13 protein-coding genes are annotated in these 17,219 nt (G+C 69.1%); 4 read left to right on the top strand and 9 right to left on the bottom strand.

Going from position 1 to position 17,219, the window contains the following annotated elements:
* Positions 1 to 16: 16 nt before the first annotated feature.
* The 8 genes from ACMGEZ_RS13930 to ACMGEZ_RS13895 form a co-directional block, all read right to left on the bottom strand.
* Complete coding sequence (locus tag ACMGEZ_RS13930) at positions 17 to 721, bottom strand: ABC transporter ATP-binding protein (RefSeq protein ID WP_436822867.1); 705 nt, start codon at positions 719 to 721, stop codon at positions 17 to 19.
* A complete protein-coding gene (locus tag ACMGEZ_RS13925; protein WP_436822866.1) occupies positions 714 to 2,426 on the bottom strand; it encodes a branched-chain amino acid ABC transporter ATP-binding protein/permease in 1,713 nt (570 codons plus the stop codon). Before ACMGEZ_RS13925 ends, ACMGEZ_RS13930 begins: the two co-directional genes overlap by 8 nt.
* A gap of 176 nt (positions 2,427 to 2,602) precedes the next feature.
* Positions 2,603 to 3,469, bottom strand: coding sequence for a branched-chain amino acid ABC transporter permease (locus ACMGEZ_RS13920; RefSeq protein ID WP_436822865.1), 867 nt, complete (start codon positions 3,467 to 3,469; stop codon positions 2,603 to 2,605).
* A 1-nt stretch (position 3,470) separates the two neighbouring features.
* Entirely contained in the window at positions 3,471 to 4,688 is a 1,218-nt protein-coding gene (locus ACMGEZ_RS13915) for an amino acid ABC transporter substrate-binding protein (protein WP_436822864.1), read from the bottom strand.
* Positions 4,689 to 4,736: 48 nt separating this feature from the next.
* Positions 4,737 to 5,717 carry a Bug family tripartite tricarboxylate transporter substrate binding protein gene (locus tag ACMGEZ_RS13910; protein WP_436822863.1) on the bottom strand — a complete coding sequence of 327 codons (981 nt, stop codon included), beginning with the start codon at positions 5,715 to 5,717 and terminating at the stop codon, positions 4,737 to 4,739.
* Between the two features lie 42 nt (positions 5,718 to 5,759).
* Entirely contained in the window at positions 5,760 to 6,896 is a 1,137-nt protein-coding gene (locus tag ACMGEZ_RS13905; RefSeq protein ID WP_436822862.1) for a CaiB/BaiF CoA transferase family protein, read from the bottom strand.
* Positions 6,893 to 7,699: a citryl-CoA lyase gene (locus tag ACMGEZ_RS13900; protein WP_436822861.1), complete on the bottom strand. Its 807-nt coding sequence runs from the start codon at positions 7,697 to 7,699 to the stop codon at positions 6,893 to 6,895. The genes ACMGEZ_RS13905 and ACMGEZ_RS13900 overlap by 4 nt, the downstream gene beginning before the upstream one ends.
* Positions 7,700 to 7,729: 30 nt before the next feature.
* Positions 7,730 to 8,614: a dioxygenase family protein gene (locus tag ACMGEZ_RS13895; protein WP_436822860.1), complete on the bottom strand. Its 885-nt coding sequence runs from the start codon at positions 8,612 to 8,614 to the stop codon at positions 7,730 to 7,732.
* Positions 8,615 to 8,722: 108 nt separating this feature from the next.
* Here ACMGEZ_RS13895 and ACMGEZ_RS13890 point away from each other — a divergent pair, with 108 nt between their 5' ends.
* Positions 8,723 to 9,631, top strand: a complete 909-nt coding sequence (locus tag ACMGEZ_RS13890; RefSeq protein ID WP_436822859.1) for a LysR substrate-binding domain-containing protein — start codon at positions 8,723 to 8,725, stop codon at positions 9,629 to 9,631.
* Between the two features lie 43 nt (positions 9,632 to 9,674).
* Here ACMGEZ_RS13890 and ACMGEZ_RS13885 read toward each other — a convergent pair whose 3' ends face one another.
* Entirely contained in the window at positions 9,675 to 10,175 is a 501-nt protein-coding gene (locus ACMGEZ_RS13885; protein WP_436822858.1) for a glycine zipper domain-containing protein, read from the bottom strand.
* Positions 10,176 to 10,667: 492 nt separating this feature from the next.
* Between ACMGEZ_RS13885 and ACMGEZ_RS13880 the strand changes: the two genes are divergently transcribed.
* The 3 genes from ACMGEZ_RS13880 to ACMGEZ_RS13870 all read left to right on the top strand — a co-directional run bounded on the left by ACMGEZ_RS13880 (position 10,668) and on the right by ACMGEZ_RS13870 (position 17,182).
* Positions 10,668 to 11,684 carry a universal stress protein gene (locus ACMGEZ_RS13880; RefSeq protein WP_436822857.1) on the top strand — a complete coding sequence of 339 codons (1,017 nt, stop codon included), beginning with the start codon at positions 10,668 to 10,670 and terminating at the stop codon, positions 11,682 to 11,684.
* Between the two features lie 11 nt (positions 11,685 to 11,695).
* Complete coding sequence (locus ACMGEZ_RS13875) at positions 11,696 to 16,819, top strand: non-ribosomal peptide synthetase (RefSeq protein WP_436822856.1); 5,124 nt, start codon at positions 11,696 to 11,698, stop codon at positions 16,817 to 16,819.
* A gap of 99 nt (positions 16,820 to 16,918) precedes the next feature.
* A complete protein-coding gene (locus tag ACMGEZ_RS13870) occupies positions 16,919 to 17,182 on the top strand; it encodes a hypothetical protein (protein ID WP_436822855.1) in 264 nt (87 codons plus the stop codon).
* The last annotated feature ends 37 nt before the right edge of the window (positions 17,183 to 17,219 follow it).

The following is a 17,219-nucleotide window of genomic DNA, read 5'->3' as shown; positions in this document are numbered from 1 at the left end:
GGTCCGAATGGAGGATTCAAACGCCGAGGTACACGCGCTGGATCTCGGGCCGTGCCAGCAGCTCCTGCGGCAGGCCTTCGGCGACCATGCGGCCTTCCTCCAGCACATAGGCGCGCTGCGACACTTCCATCGCCATCGCGACGTTCTGCTCCACCAGCAGCACCGACACGCCGTCGGCGTTGATGCGCCGGATGGCCGCGAACATGTCGGCCACGATGAGCGGCGACAGGCCCAGCGAGGGCTCGTCCAGCAGCAGCAGGCGCGGCCGCGCCATCAGCGCGCGGGCGATCGCCACCATCTGCTGCTGGCCGCCCGAGAGCTCGCCCGCCGGGCTCGCGAGCTTCTCCTTGAGCGCCGGAAACAGCTCGAGCACCTGCGCCATCGACTGCTGCCGCTGCGCCTTGGCCTGCGGCAGCAGGCTGCCGAGCTCCAGGTTCTCCTGCACCGTCATGCCGGTGAAGAGGCGCCGGCCCTCCGGCACCAGCGCGATGCCGGCCTCGCAGAAGCGGTGCGCCGGCAGCCGCGTGATGTCCTGCCCGTCGAACACGATGCGCCCGCTGCGCGCGCGCAGCATGCCGGCGAGCGTCGCGATCAGCGTGGTCTTGCCGGCCCCGTTGGGCCCGACCACGCACAGCAGCTCGCCGCTGCGCAGCTCCAGCGACACACCCCACAGCGCGTTGGCCGCGCCGTAGGCCACCTGCAGGTCGTGTACCTCAAGCATGGGCTGCCTTTCCGAGATAGGCGCTCATCACTTCGGGCCGCTGCATCACGTCGCGCGCCGTGCCCTCGGCCAGCAGCTCGCCGTGGTTGAAGACCACGATGCGGTCCGTCAACGCCATCACCGCGCGCATCACGTGCTCGACGAAGACGATGGTGGAGCCTTGCTCACGGATGCGACGGATCAGCGCCACCGCGTCGTCGATCTCGCTGGGCGTCAGCCCGCACAGCACCTCGTCGAGCAGCACCAGCCGCGGGCGCGAGGCCAGCGCGCGCGCCAGCTCCAGGAACTTGCGCTGGTGCAGGTTCAGGTCTTCTGGCCTGGCGTCGCGCTTGGCCTCCAGGCCGGTGAACTCCAGCCAGCGCATCGCCTGGCGGTTGGCGTCCGTCGGATCGCGCACCGCGCCACCGAACATGGTGGCGATGGCCACGTTCTGCAGCACGCTCAGGTGGCCGAAGGGGCGCGGGATCTGGTAGGTGCGCGCGATGCCGCTGCCCGCGATGCGGTGCGCCGGCAGGCCGTTGAGGCTGCGGCCCTCGAACTCGATGTGCCCGGCGGTCGGCGTGTAGTGGCCGCTGACGACATTGATGAAGGTGGACTTGCCCGAGCCGTTCGGCCCCAGCAGGCCGAGGATCTCGCCGCGCCGCACTTCGACGTCCACGCCGGCCAGCGCGCGCACGCCCTTGAAGGACTTGCTCAGCCCCTTCACGCGCAGCAGCACCTCGCCTTGGGGCGCCGCACTCGCCACGGCCGCAGCGCCGAGCACTGTCGCCACCGGCGCAGGCGTCACGACGGGCGAGGCCACCGGCGCGCGCCGCCACAGCCGCTTCACCCGCTCCAGGATGCCGTCGGGCATGAACAGGATCGCCGCGATCAGGATCGCGCCGATCAGCGCCTTGCCTGCGATCGCATGGTCCGCCGCGGTAAAGCTGTAGAGCAGCCCGGTGATCGCCACCGCGCCGATGGCAGGCCCGGCCCAGTGGCGCGTGCCGCCGAGCACGCTCATCAGCACCACCGTGAGCGGCACCGTGATGGTGAACACCTCGCCCGCCGTCACGTACGACAGGAAGAGCGCATGGATGCCCCCGGCCACGCCAGCCAGCGCGCACGAGACGGCCAGCGCCATCAGCTTGTAGCGGTAGGTCGGCACGCCCAGCACCTCGGCCGCTTCCTCGTCGTCGTGGATCGCGAACAGCCCGGCGCCGAACTTCGAGACCTGGATGCCCCACGCGATCAGCAGCGTCGCCACCGCCGCGGCCAGCGCCAGCAGGTAGAAGGTGGACGAGGCCGTGGGCCCGACCTTCGGCACCGCCACCGCTGCCAGCGAGACGCCGTTGCCGCCGTCCAGCGGCGTGTTGACCACGATGGTGCCGATCACGAAGGTGATCGCCAGCGTCAGCAGCGCGAAGAGCTCGCCGCGCACCGCCTTCACCCGGAACACGATCGCGCCCAGCGCCACGCCCAGCACCATCGCCACGCCCGCCGCGGCGGGCAGTGTCCAGAGGAAGGGCCAGTCGTAGCGCGCCATCAGGTTCGCGCTGGTGTAGATGCCCGCGCCGAAGAAGGCGCCGTGCCCGAAGGAGAAGTAGCCCGAGTAGCCCGAGAGGATGTTCCACGAGGTCGCGAGCACCACCCAGTGCAGCATCAGGTAGAGCAGCGAGTCGTAGAAGGCGGGCAGGCCGAGCTGCGGGACGAAGGCGAGCAGCACGCCCGCGCCGAGGATCAGGAGCGGGGTGCGCTTTCCTGCTCCCTCCCCCTTCGGGGGAGGGCTGGGGTGGGGGCGCTGGGCGGCAGCTGCGTCCGAGGCGGTGGATACGCCGCGTGCCCCCAACCTGGCCCTCCCCCGAAGGGGAGGGGAATGAAGTCCGATGCCTTGTTTTGTCATCAAGCGGCCTTTCCCGGCCTGAACAGAAGAATCAGGATCAACAGCGTGAACGACACGATCGGCGCCCACGAAGGCGCCGTCACCGCCATCGTCACCGCCTCGCTCACGCCGATCAGCACTCCCGCGACCAGCGGCCCGAGCGCGCTGCCCAGCCCGCCCAGCATCACTGCCGCGAACACCACGCCGACCCAGGCGTACATCTGCGAGGGCGTGAGCGTGAAGCTCAGCGCCAGGCACACGCCCGCGATGCTCGCGAGCGCCGCGCAGGTGCCGGCCAGCAGCAGCCCCAGCGCCTTCTCGTTCACCCCGAAGGCCGCAGCCACCGGCCCGTCCTGCGCGGCGGCGCGCAGCGCGCGGCCCAGGTCGGTGTAGCGCAGCACGCCCCACACCGCGAAGGCGAGCGCCACCGCGATCACCAGCGTGATCAGCTCGGGCACCGGGATGTACAAGCCCGCGAGCTTGAACTTCTGCTCGCCGTAGTGCGACTCGAGCTTGCGAAAGTCCGCGGTCCAGATGGACTGGATCACGCTCTCGGCGATGCCCGTGAGCCCGAAGGTCAGCAGCAGCGAGTTGAAGGGCGTCACCGCGAAGCGCGCCATCACCCAGTGCAGCCCCGCGCCCAGCGCGAAGAACAGCGGCACGACGATGAAGAGCGTCAGCAGCGGGTCCATGCCCATCGCCGCCATCTGGTAGCACAGGTAGGCCGCCAGGAAGGCGAAGGCGAAATGCGCCAGGTTGATCAGGCGCAGCAGGCCCCAGCTGAGGCTGAGCCCCAGTCCCATCAGCCCGTAGAGCGCACCGACGAAGATGCCGGACAGGATGGACTGGGACAGCAGCGAGATGCTGGGCAGCGTAAAGCCTGACATTTCAAGGCGTGATGAGTTTCGCGCCGCCGGAAGTCACTTCCTTCGGCCACACCACCACCCACTTGCCGTCCTGGATCTGCTTGATGCGCATCAGGTCGTCGCCGAAGTTGCCGACGCCGTCGAAGCGCAGCTTGCCCTGCAGCGTGTCGACCTTGTTGGCCTTGAGCCAGGTGGCGATGGCCTTGTCGTCCAGGCTCTTGGTGGCGACCACGCCCGCCTCCAGGATCTGCCACGCGGTGTACGAGGCCGCGGCCTGCGTTTCCACCGAGGTGTCGGGGAAGCCCGCCTTGGCCGCGCGCTCGGTGTAGAGCTTCACGAATTCCGCCGCGCCCTTGTTGGCGGTGAAGGGCGGCTGCGCCTCGAAGATGGTGGCCGACAGCGCGTTCTTCGCTTCGGGCAACGCAAGCAGCGGCCCGGGCGCCGGGTACAGGTAGAAGTGCTGCGGCGGCAGGTAGTCGATCTTCTTCATCGCATCGAGCAGCAGGTTGCCTTCGAGCCCGATCGCGCCGACCCACACGAAGTCGGGCTTGGCATCCTTCACGCGATTGGCGATCGGGCCGAAGTCGCGGTTGCCGAAATCCCATTCGAGGAACAGCACCTCGGTCAGCCCGCGCTTCTTGAGCACCTCGCGCGCGCCCGCGCTCATGAACTGGATCGAGGGGAACTTGCTGGTGACCACCGCCACCGTCTTCGGCGGCTTGGGCGAGGCGGCGAGCGCATCGAAGAGCGTGTTGGGCACCGTGGTGGCCGGGTCGGAGCCGATCGACCATGCCGGGAACTGCATGTCGTACTTGGCCAGCGACGGGATGCCCAGCGTGTGGTGCACCAGCACCTTGTTGTAGCGCTGCGCCACGCCCATGGCCGAGAGGATCGCGCCCGTCGCGTAGGGCCCCATCAGCAGGTCGACCTTGTCGGCGGTCACCAGCTGCTCGTACAGCGTGCGCGCCAGGTCGGGCTTGGACTGGTCGTCCTTCACCACCCACTCCACCGGCCGGCCCAGCAGGCCGCCGCGCTTGTTGAGCTGCTCGACGTAGATCTCGCCCACCAGCTTGTGGATCTGCGCCGTGGCCGAGAGCGGGCCGGTCAACGCCAGCGTGCTGCCGATGCGGATCGGCTGGCCCGTGGGCTGCTGCGCCAGCGCGAAGCCGGCCGCGGCCAGCCCGATGGCGCCCAAGGCGGCGCGCCGCCCGATGCCTCGAAGGTTCTGCTGCGTCTTCATGGTTCCTGTCTCCTATCAGTTCTTGTGAGCGAAACGAACAAAAAGCCGTCAGTCCACCTGTGCGCCCGAGCGCTTCACCAGCCCGGCCCACTTGCCCAGCTCGGACTTGTTGAAGGGCTGCATTTCCTCGGGCTTCATCGGGCGCGACTCGATGCCCTGCTCGCGCAGCTTGGTCATTACCTCGGGCTGCGCGAGCGCGGTGGCGCCGGCGGTGCGCAGTTGCGCCAGCGTCGCGGCCGGCGTGGCGGCGGGCGCGTACAGCATGAACCATGCGACCAGGTCGAAGTCGGCAATGCCTTGCTCCATCACCGTCGGCACGTTCGGCGCTGCCGCGCTGCGCACCGCACCGCTCGCGCCCAGCGCGCGCAGCTTGCCGGCCTTGACCTGCGGCATCACCGCGGCCGGGTGATAGAACATGAAGTCGACCTGCGATGCGATCACGCCCGTCAGCGCCATCGCGCCTTCCTTGAAGGGCACGTGGATCATCTTGCCGCCCAGCCGCTGCGCCAGCAGCTCGCCCGCGAGATGGCCCGAGGTGCCATTGCCGGCCGACGCGAAGGTCACGCCCTGCGGCTTGGCGGCGGCCTGCGCCAGGTCCTTGAGCGACTTGATCGGCGAATCCGCCGCCACCACCAGCAGCGTCGGCGTGTAGCCGATGAAGGCCACCGGCGCGAAGTCGCGCATCGGGTCGTAGGGCAGCTTGCTGAAGAGCGCGGCGTTGATCGCGTGCGTGCCCACCGTGCCCATCACCAGCGTGCGTCCGTCGGGCGCCGACTTGGCGACCATGTCGCTGCCGGTGGAGCCGCCCGCGCCCGCGCGGTTGTCGACGATCACCGGCTGCTGCAGCGCCTTGCCCAGCGCCTCGCCGACCACGCGCGCCACCGTGTCGGTGGTGGTGCCGGCGCCGAAGGGCACGACCATCTTGACCGCGCCCCCCTTGTCCTGCGCCTGTGCCTGCATCTGCATCACCGCGGCGGCGAGCATCACGCCCGCGGCGAGCAGCTTGCGCAGGCTTGTGTTCATCGTCATTGCTTGTCTCCGTTGTCTTTTGTCTGTGTCGGGCTGTCTGCGCTATTTGCGCTTCAGTGCCGCGCGTATCTCGTCGTTGTGCTCGCCCAGCATGGGCGGCGGCCGCACCTGCAGCGCGCGCTCGCCATCGAAGCTCACCGGCGAGCGCACCGTGCGAAAGAGCCCCATCACCGGATGCTCGGCCGAGGTCATCAGCTGCAGGTGCTTGGCCTGCGGGTCCTCCAACGCCTCGCTGGTGTCGTACATCGGCGCGTTGGGCACGTCCTCGCGCTGCAGGCGGCGGCACCATTCGTCGCGCGTCTGCGTGGCGAAGCGCGCGCCCAGCAGCGCGATCAGCGCCTCCTGGTTCTCGATGCGCGCGTCGCGGGTGGCGAAGCGCGGGTCTTCGAAGATGTCGGGCTGCTCGATGGCCACCGCCAGCCCGCGCCAGAACTTCTCCGGCGAGGACATGTGCAGCGCGATCCACTTGTCGTCCGCGCAGCGCAGCACGTACGACTGCGACACGCTCGGCCGGCTGTACGGCCCCATCACCTCGTCGACCTGGAAGAAGTGCGTGAAGGCATCGAGGTTGAAATGCGCCATCGCCTCCAGCATCGACACCTCGACCTTGCGGCCGATGCCGGTGCGGCTGCGCTCGTAAAGCGCGCCCAGCACGCCGTAGGCCGCGTAGAAGCCGGTCAGCGAATCGGCGATGGCCGGCCCCACCACCCGCGGGTTTTCGGGATTCACCAGCAGGTTGAGAAAGCCGCTGGCCGCCTGCGCCACCGTGTCGTAGGCCGGCCGGTTGGCGGCCGGGCCCGTCGAGCCGAAGCCGCTGATCGCCACGTAGACGAGCTTCGGGTTCAGTGCCTGCAGCCGCTCGGCGCCCACGCCCAGCTTCTCCGCCACGCCGGGGCGGAAGTTCTGGATGTACACGTCCGCATCGGCGATCAGCGCGTCCAGCACCTCGCGGTCTTCGCTGCTCTTGGTGTCGAGCGTGATGCTGCGCTTGTTGCGGTTGTAGGTCTGGTAGTGCGGGCTGTACAGGCCGTTCTTGAAGGCGCGGAAGGGGTCGCCCGTGCCCGGCTGCTCCACCTTGATCACATCGGCGCCCAGGTCGCCCAGCAGCATGCCGGCGGCCGGCCCCGTGATGAAGGTGCCCTGCTCGATGACCTTGAGGCCTTGCAGCACAGGGATCATGCGTGCTTCCCGAAGCCCGCGGGCACGTCGCCGTCGTATTCCATCTCGCGCGTCGCCTGGTACGACAGCGCGAAGCCGATGGGTTGGCGAATCTCTTCCACCATGTGCGCGATCAGCCCCGCGGTGCGCGCCAGCATCGGCACGCCCTTGAGGCCTTCGACCGGGAAGCCCGCGCCCAGCAGCACCGAGGGGATTGCGCCCGATACGTTCAGCTTGAGCGGCTTGCCCAGCAGGTCGGGCAGGAGCCTTTCGCAGGCCTCCGCGATCTCCACGAAGCGCAGGCTCGTGCCCGCTGCCTTGGCCGCGTCGAACAGCGCGCCCACGCGCTCGTCGCGCTCCTTGTGCAGCGGATGGCCGTAGCCGGGAATGGAGCGCCCGGCCGCGCGCCAGGCCTGCATCACCGAAAGCGCGGCCTCGTCCAGCGCGGTGCCGGCCTGCGCCTTGGCATCGATCTCCACGTACATGCGCCCCGCCGTCTCCGACGAGCCCAGCACCACCGAGCCGCAGCCCAGGATGCCTGCCGCCACCGCGCCCTGCATCGCATCGGGTGCCGCGGCAAAGGTCATGCGCGCGGCCTGCACGCTGGGCACCAGCCCGTGCTCGGCAATCGCCACCAGCGTCGCGTTCAGCACCGCGGCCTGGCCCGCCGTCGGCATCTGGCCGGTCAGCAGCAGGAAGAAGTGGTCGACGAAGGAGATCTTGCCGATCAGCTCCTTCGACAGGTCGCGCCCGCGGATCACGATGGTGTGTTCGTCCGAGGTGCAGATGGCCGTGCGCGGCACGGTGGCCTTGCCGATCTTCATGAGGGTCCTTGCAAAAAAGAGAAAAGGGACTCAGGCCGCGGGTGCAAGCCTGACGTCGAAGCTCGCGGAGTAGTAGGGCACCTGCATCTCGCGCCCGTCCACCGCCTTGCCCGGCGCGTGCTTCTCGAAGTCGACCACCAGGCTGTCGCGCTTGCCGAACACCGCGTCCTGGTCGATGTACGGGCTGCCGCCGACGAAGACCTGCGTCGTCAGCGTCACATGGCCCGGCGCCGAGACCATGAGATGGATGTGGCCCGGCCGGAAGATGCTGCGCTTGGTGGCATGCATCATCTGCCCCACCGGCCCGTCGTCGGGGATGGGGTAGTAGGCCGGCCGAATCGACCAGAACCAGTAGCGCCCCTGCGCATCGGTTCGGAAGCGGCCGCGCGCGGCCATGGTGGGCTCGCTGCTCAGCTGCACGTCGTACTTGCCTTCGCCGTCGCCCGACCACACGTCGAGCACCGCGCCTTCCAGCGGCTTGCCGTGCACGTCGGTCACGCGGCCCATGTAGAAGGTGGGCTCGCCGCGCGCGCTGCCGCTGATGTCGGCGCCCAGCGGCATGTCGGGCGCACCGGCCCAGTAGAACGGGCCTTCGACCGTGGCCTCCGTCGCCTCGGTCGCGCCCTGCGCACCGCCGCTGGCGCGCGCCTGGTCCAGCGCCACCACCATCATCGACAGGCCCAGCGTGTCCGACAGCAGGATGAACTCGGGCCGCTTGTCGGTCGAGATCTGCCCGGTCGCCTCGAGGAACTTCATCGCCGCGAGCCATTCCCCGGGCTTCAGGTCCACCTCGCGCGCGTAGGCATGGATGTGCTTCACCAGCGTGGTCATGAGCTGGCGTAGCCGCGGATCGGGCGTCTTCGCGAAGGCGTCGAGCACGTCCTGCGTGATGCTGTCCTGGTTGTAGTCGGCCATCGCCTTGTCTCCTGTATATGGCCGGACGATAGGCCGCGCAGGAGGCCGCGACAAATGATGAATTTCCATGGATATCATCGACGGCATCGATCATTCGCAGGGGTTTTCATGGAGATGCGGCATCTACGCTATTTCGTCGCCCTGGCCGATTGCCTGAGCTTCACGCGGGCCGCCGAGCGCGTGCACGTGACCCAGTCGACCCTGTCGCACCAGATCAAGCAGCTCGAGGAGGAGCTGGGCCAGCCCCTCTTCGAGCGCATCGGCAAGAAGGTGGTGACCACCGAGGCCGGCGAGCTGCTGCGCGGCTTTGCCTCGCGCGCCCTGAAGGAGGTGGACCAGGGCGTGGCGCTGCTGAAGCCCGGCGCCGGCAACCTCACCGGCAAAGTGCGCATCGGCGCCACGCACACCTTCAACATCGGCCTCATCCCCGAGTGCGTCGCGCAGTTTCTCGCGCGGCATCCCACGGTGCGCATCAGCGTCGAGGAGCTGGCGGCCGAGGTGATTGCCAAGCGGCTCGCGGCCGGCGAGCTCGACCTCGGCATCTCCTACCGGCCGCAGGACCCGACCGGCCTGTGGTTCGAGCCGCTCTACAACGAGGAGATGGTGCTGGTGGTGTCCACCGCCCATCCGCTCGCGCACCGCAAGCGCATCCGCATGGTGGAGCTGCACCGGCAGGACCTGGTGCTCGTGGCCTCCAGCTTTTCGACGCGCACCATGCTCGACGAGTGCTTCCACGCCTGCGGCGCCGAGCCGACGGTGGTGGCCGAGATGTCGACCGTCGCGCCGATGCTCGCGCTGGTGGCGCGCACGATGATCGGCTCGATCGTGGCGATCAACGCCGTACCCGAGGCGATGGCGGGGCTGAAGATGATCCCGCTGGAGAGCCCGACGCCGGTGAGGACGCCCGGCATCCTGTGGCGGCTGGGGGAGAGCAAGCCGGCGGCGGTGCAGTCCTTCGCGGTGATCCTGCGCAAGACGGCATTGGGCAACAGCCTGCGGCGCGAAGGGCCGGGATGAAAAAGCGGCCCTTGCGGGCCGCCTTTTTTAACTACGCGATGACTCAGCGCCCATCACGATCGGAGTCGCCGGGAACTGCACGTTCGACCTTGTCGCTGACGCGTTGCCAGGCATCGCGCGTCGCGTGCTTGGCGCGCTCCCATTCGAGCGAAGAGCGGCCGCGCGAAGTGCCCCAGTCGCGGCTCAATTCCGGCTCGACCTCGTCGAAGCTGCGGTTGGGATAGCGCGAATACGCATCGACGCCGTAGCGGTACGCCGGCGAATAGTCGTCGTAGCTCGATCCCTGATCGACGTAGGGGCGCCCGGTGTAGTTGTCGCGCCAGTACGCGTCTTCCGCCTCCGGATCGGCCTTGGCCATGCGGCCGGCGACCGCTCCAGCCACCGCGCCCACTGCTGCCCCGACAGCAGCGCCGACGGGACCGGTCATGCCGCCGACAGCCGCGCCTGCAGCTGCACCTCCTGCCACTCCACCTGCGGCGCCGCCCACTACCGCGCCAACGCCAGTGGCGGCTGTCTTTTCCTTGGGGTCATTCTGTTCGGCCATCGAAGTCTCCTTGGTTGAAAGCTGGGAGAACCAAGGTTCCGACCGCCATGCCTCGAAGCACAGCGTCGATGGTCCCGTCAGGGTGAAGGGGGGCGGCTGTGCCCCGCGACAGTGCAGGCCTACATTCAATCTGGCAAGAAGCTTGAGGCCATTGGTTGCCACTGCAGGACTCTCTGCCTAGACTCGGTCGCATGACCACCACCCTTGTTTGCACCCACCTTGCATTGGCCGCACTGCTCCTCGCTGCGACCTACGCACGTGCGGTCGCAAAGAAGGCGCGTCGGCAATCGACGCCCGCACTCTCCTGAGCCCGGCGGTCCGCTCCTCCCCTTAGCGCAACCATCCACCGCCGGGCACCCAGCCCCGCGCGCCAGCGACCGCGTTTGAACACGTCCGGCCGAGGCGACGACTCGACGTAGTCGGCCACGCCCGCTGCTCGAACGCGAGCCCCTTTCTTGACACCCCGCAGCCGCGTGGCCGTCGACGCCGTCGATGCCCGCGGCGGGCGCCAGCCATTCCGAGCGATCTGCCATGACTCCTCACTCCATCCTCGCCGTCACCGATTTTTCCAGGCAAGGCGACTACGCCCTCGCCCGCGCGGGGCACCTCTGCGCGGAACACCGTGCAGCGCTCAAGCTCCTTTGCGTGGCGTATCCCGGAGAGCCGCCGCCGCCCGATGCGGCATGCCGGCTGGCGCACCATGCGCTGCAACTTCAGCAGCGCCACGGGATTCGCGTGCGCGCGCTGAACCAGATCGCCTTTTCGCCGGATGACGTCCTGGCATCCGCGCGCAGTGCCGACCTGTTGGTGTGGGGTACCGCCCGGGTTCGCGGTGTTCGCGCCTTCCTGACGGGCCAGCCCGTCGAAGCCGTGCTCCGTCAGTGCCGGCGGCCGGTTCTCGTCGTGCGGCGTCCGGCCCATGCACCTTATCGCAGCCTGGTCGTGGCGGTCGACTTCTCGGACGCATCGCGCCGGCTGGTAGACCTCGGCTTCGCGCTCAATCAGCACGCCGACGTGGAGCTGTTCCATGCCATCAGCACCGCCAACGAGGGCAAGCTTCGCTATGCCGAGGTCTCGGAGCAGGCCATCAAGGTCTACCGGGACCAGTGCCGGCGCTATGCGCAGGACCGGATGTTCTGGCTGACCGACTCCTACGACGCGCGCCGCAATCGCGTGCTCTCCGCCATCGGGCACGGGGACCCGGCACGACAAGTGCTCGTGCAACAGCAGCGCAGCGGCGCCGAGCTGGTCGTCGTGGGCAAGCATCCCGCATCGGCCCTGTCGGACTTCATCTTCGGAAGCGTTGCCCAACGCGTGCTCGACCGCGGCAGCGGCAGCGATGTGCTGGTAGTGCCTCATGACCTCGAGCCGGCATCCAGCACGACGGCAGTCGAGCGACTGCAAGCGGGACCGCGCACAGTGCGGCGGCTGCGGGCGGGGGTTGGGCGGCCCGGCGCCCTTCAGGCCCACGCGACGCTGTCTGACATAAAAGGGGCAGCTCAGCAGTAATGCTGCAAACAATGCGGAGTCTTTCAAACTCTTACACCGCTCCGGCAGGCGAATTCCGGTCCGGCGGTCCCCCCACAGCCGGCCGTCAGGACACTGACGAGCCGGACTCCGACGATTTCGATCCTTTCGCGTTCGGCGAGCTCGAGACGATCATCCCCACCACGGAGGCGCAGCGCGAAGTCTGGCTTGGCGATCGCCTGAGCGAGGAAGCAGGGCTGGCTTACAACGAAGCCAGCGCGTTGCGGCTCGCCGGTGCGCTGGACGAAGCCGCACTGCAGCGCGCGATGGTGCGCCTGGTGGAACGCCACGACAGCCTTCGCGCGACCTTCTCGCCCGACGGCACGCAGCTCTTCATTGCGCCACCTCCCGGCTCCGTGCTGCAACGCATCGACCTCTCGCATGCCGATGCGGCGGGACAGCAGCGCCTGCTGTCCAAGGCCTTCGACGCGGCGGTCCGCGAACGCTTCATCCTGGAGCAGGGCCCGCTCTTCCGCGCAACGCTCTACCGCACCGGGCCGGAAGACCACACGCTCCTCATCAGCGCCCACCATGCCGTGTGCGACGGCTGGTCCCTGAGCGTGATCTGCACAGAGCTCGGCGAGCTCTACGCGCACGAGCGGGGCCTGCGCCCACTGCCGGAGCCGGCGCCTCACTACGCGGACTATGCGCAATGGGAAGCCGACGAAACGGCCAGCCCGCGCATGCAGGCCCACATCGACTACTGGCTGGGCCGCTTCGCCGGCGGCACTGCGCCGGTGCTCGAATTGCCTCTCGACCGGCCGCGCCCCGCGGTGCGGACTTTCGAATCGCGCCGGATGGATGGCCTGCTCGACGCCGAGCTCGTCGACGGCGTTCGCAAGCTGGCCGCCGGATCGAGCGCCAGCCTCTACGCCGCGCTCTTCGGCGCCTTCGCCGGCCTGCTGCATCGCCTCACCGGACAGGACGACCTGGTCATCGGCATCGCCGCCGCCGGCCAGCTCGCCAGCGACATGCCCCGACTCGTCGGGCATTGCGCCAACCTCCTGCCGCTGCGGGTTTCGGTGAACGCCGAGACGCGGCTGGCGGAGCTGGCGAGCCAAAGCCGCGGCCTGCTGCTCGATGCCTTCGAGCATCAGAACCTCACCTACGGCACGCTCCTCAAGAAGCTGCTGGTGCCGCGCGACCCGAGCCGCCTGCCGCTGGTGAGCGTGCTCTTCAACGTCGATGCCAGCACCGAGCGCGCCGCCGGCGAGTTCCCGGGCCTGCAGGCGCAGCTGCGCAGCATCCCGCGCGCGTACGAGAACTTCGAGCTCTTCCTCAACCTCACGCCCGTCGCCGGCGGCATGCAGTGGGAAGTGCAATACAACGTCGACCTGTTCGACGAGGAGACCATCGTCCGCTGGATGGGCATGTACGAAGGTCTGCTGAGGGCCGCCGTGCGCGAACCCGGCGTGGCGCTCGGCGGCGTCGACCTTGTCGATGCCACCGAAGAAGCCCGCCTTCTTGCCCTTCAGCCGGCACCCACCCCGCTCTCGCGCGGCGGCCTCGTCCATGCAGGCTTCGAGCAGACGGCGGTGGCGCAGCCCGATCGCACCGCGCTGCGGCACGATGGCCGGCAGTGGACCTACTTCGAACTGGACGCGCGCGCCAACCGGCTGGCCCACGCCTTGCGCGCTCGCGGCATGGGGCGCGGCGAACGCGTCGGCCTGTGCCTCGAGCGGAACGCGGACATGCTGGTCGCCCTGCTGGCGGTGCTCAAGTGCGGCGCAGCCTACGTGCCGCTGGACCCGGATTTCCCGAAGGCGCGCCTCGACTACCAGGCAGAGGATGCGCGGCTCGGCCTGCTGATCACCACGTCCGGCATCGCCCACGCGCCGAGCGCCTGGTGCGAGGACGGCGATGCGCAGGTGCTCTGGCTGGACAAGGACCTCGAATGGCTGGACGCCCCGGCCACGCCGCTGCACCCCGGCCCGCGGGACGCGCAGCCCGGCGACATGGCGATCCTCATCTACACCTCCGGCTCGACCGGCAAGCCCAAGGGCGTGGGCATCGCGCACGCTGCGGTGGCCAACCTGCTCCAGAGCATGCGCGAGACGCTGCGCATCGGGCCCGAGGACCGCGTCGCGGCGGCGACCACGCTGAGCTTCGACATCGCGGTGATGGAGCTGATCCTCCCGTTGGAGACCGGCGCGGAAATCGTGCTGGTCTCGCGCGAGACGGCCAAGGACGGCCAGGCCTTCCGCCAGCTCATCGAGCGCGAGCAGGTCACCGTGCTGCAGGGCACGCCCACCGCCTGGCGCCTGCTGCTCGATGCGCAATGGCAAGGCGGGCCCGGGCTGAAGGCCATCACCGGCGGCGAGCCCCTGCCCCGCGACCTGGCCCTGGCGCTCAGCGCGCGCTGCGGCGAGCTCTGGAACATGTACGGGCCCACCGAAACCACGGTGTACTCGACCGCATGGCGCGTGGACCCTGCGCAGCTCGCGCGCAACGGCATCTCCATCGGCCGGCCCATCGCGAACACCAGCGTCTGGATCATCGATGCCCAGGGCCAGCGATGCCCCGTCGGCGTGCCCGGCGAAATCTGCATCGGCGGCGCCGGTCTGGCCATCGGCTACTTCGACCGTCCCGAGCTGACGCAGCAGTTCTTCGTTCCCGACCCCGCTTCGAGCACCGGCGGCCGGCTTTACCGCAGCGGCGACCGCGGCCGCTGGCGCAACGATGGCCTGCTGGAACACCAGGGCCGCCTCGACCACCAGGTCAAGGTGCGCGGCTACCGCATCGAGCCCGGGGAGATCGAGGCCTGCTGCAACGATGTCCCCGGCGTGGGCGCCAGCGTCGTCGTCGCGCGCGAGGACCAGCCGGGCGACGTGCGCCTGGTCGCGTATCTCATTGCGGCATCCGGCGCGCAGGTCGACACTTCGGGCGTCAAGCAGGCGCTGAGCGCGCGGCTTCCGAAGTACATGCTGCCGCAGCACTTCGTCGTGCTCGACGAGCTCCCGCGGCTGCCCAACGGCAAGATCGACAGGAAGGCCTTGCCCGCGCCCGGCGCGTCTTCTTTCGGTGCCGCGCAAGCCGCCGAGCTCGCGCACACCGCCGCACCGCGCGACGAGCGCGAGCGCATCGTGCTCGCGGCCATGGAGCAGGTGCTGAGCCTGCCGGGCCTGGGCATCCGAGACGACTTCTTCGCGCTGGGCGGCCATTCGCTCCTGGCCTCGCGCCTGGCCACGCGGCTGACGCGCGAGTTCGGCGTCACCGTGCCGCTGCGCACGCTCTTCGCGGCGCCGACGGCCGAGCGCCTGTCGGCGGCCTTGGGCGAACTGCAGGCCAGCGGCGTCGCACCGGTCGAGCACATTCCCCGCTGCGCCGGGCGCAGCACCGCACCGCTCACGCCGATGCAGGAACGCATCCTGTTTCTCGAGGAACTGCATCCCGGCCGGTCCGTCTACAACACGCCCTCGGCCCACCGGCTGACGGGCCCGCTGGACGCGAAGGTCTTTCATGACGCGCTGCGCGAGGTCGTGCAACGCCAGCCCGTGCTGCGCACATCGTTCATACGAGATCCGAAGACCGGCGAGTTCACCGCATCGATCGCCGCCGACGCGCCCGTCGAGCTGATGCGCATCGACCTGGGCGACCTCCCTGCCGACCAGCGCGAGCCGGAACTCGTCGAGAAGCTGCAGGGGGTGGCGGACCAGCTGATCGACATCCATCGTGCGCCGCTCTTCAACGCCGCCCTGATCCGCATGGGCGAAGACGACCATGTCTTCGTCTTCGTGCCGCACCGCCTGGTGTGGGATGGCGCTTCGGTCGACCTGCTCATCAACGAACTATCGGCCGTCTATCAGGCCAGGCTGAGCGGCCTGCCGCACGCGCTGCCCGAACTGGCCGTGACGCACGGCGACTATGCCGAGTGGTACCTCGACTGGCTGGCCTCGCCGCAGTTCGAGGAACAGCTGAGCTTCTGGAAGAAGCGCTTTGCCGATGCCCCGCCGCCCAAGGCCTTGCCCACCGACCGGCCGCGCGGCGCAGGCATGACCGGCCAGGGCCACACCTACTGGATGGCCGTCGACAGCGAGCTGACGCAGCAGCTGCACGCCGTGGCGCGCAGCCACGACGTCACGCTGAACATGCTCACGCTCGGCGTGTACGTGCTCCTGCTGGGCAGCGTGGCCGATGCGCGTTCGCTGGTCGTCGCCACGCCCGTGCGCGGCCGCCAGATCCCCGAGACCGAGCCGGTGATGGGCATGTTCGGCAACCTGCTGCCGCTCCCCGTCGCATTCGATCTCCAGCAGACGCTGGGCCAGTTCATGCGGTCGCTGAAACAGCAAGTGGTTTCGGCGCTCGACAACCAGCAGGTTCCGTTCGAGCGCTTCGCGGGCGAGCCGGAATTTTCCGCGCGTGCCAAGGGCGTCGGCCTGTACCAGGTGCTGTTCTCCTTCGAGGACACGCGCGAGCGGGCGCAGAGCCTGGGCCCGCTGCAGCTTCGCCAGGTCCAGGTCTCGCAGCGCGGCGCCACGGAGGACCTCGGCCTGTGGCTGACCGAGGGGTCCACCGGCCTGGAGGGCGGCCTTACCTACAACGCCGACATCTACCGGCGCGAAACCGCGTTTGCCCTGCGGGACCGTTACGTGGAGTTGCTGCGGCGCGTGGCCGAGCACCCGCAAGAGAGCCTGGCCGCCTTGGTCGCCGGCGGCGATTCGGCGGAAGCCGCGCAGCTCGTGCACCTGTCGCGCGGCGAAGCGGCCGAGCCGCCGTCTCGCGAGCGCGCCGAGCCTGCGTTGGGCCTGGCCGCGTCCGCGTCACCCCCTGTCGCGCTTGCCCCCGGGCAGCTGCAGCTGGCGCAGCTCTGGGCCGACGTGCTCAAGATCGACACGTCGGACATCCGGCCCAGCGACAACTTCTTCGACCTCGGCGGCGATTCGCTGCAGGCCATGCGCGTGATCCAGCTGGCGGAACGGACCCTCGGCTTCCGCACCGCGCCGCCGCGCTATGTCTTCGAGAACCTGGGCCAGCTCGCGTCGCGCGAGGCTGCCTTTGCCGAGCCCGTGGGCGAAGCGCGGCGCACCGGCAGCGGCGCGAAGCTCGACGATGTGCCGGTACGGAGCCTTCTCGGCCGAATGTTCTCCGGGTGGGGCAAGGCGCAGAGAAGCAGCTGAGCTCCCCGGAGCGGCTGGCCGCTCCCATTGCATCGAGAGTGCGCACCCGTCGACTGCATTTCGGTCGGCAGCGCTTGCTCAACACTCAATCCAAGCAACATGCCACGTTTTCTTCGATCCATTGCAGTCACCGTCGACGAGCCCGATCCGGGTCATTTCTATTGGGTCCTGCTGGAATCGCAAGGACCCGACGGCGAGTTTTACCTCATCAACTCGGCGCCTCGCGGGACTGACAGCTATGAGCATGCGTTGCAGGAGGGCGTGAACGCGCTTCGCAGGCTCTATGAGACGCACGAGCTCGGTCCGCGTCGCGAAGCGCTGGAAGAGGAAGAGAATCCTTCGGGCTGGACGCCGCTGATGTAGCCGCGCGGCTGCATCGGTGGCATTCCAGTCGCGCACC

Source organism: Variovorax stachyos (assembly GCF_051400855.1).
Taxonomy (GTDB): domain Bacteria; phylum Pseudomonadota; class Gammaproteobacteria; order Burkholderiales; family Burkholderiaceae_C; genus Variovorax.
Note: the sequence above shows the minus strand (reverse complement) of the source record. Positions and strands in the feature narration are given on the sequence as shown.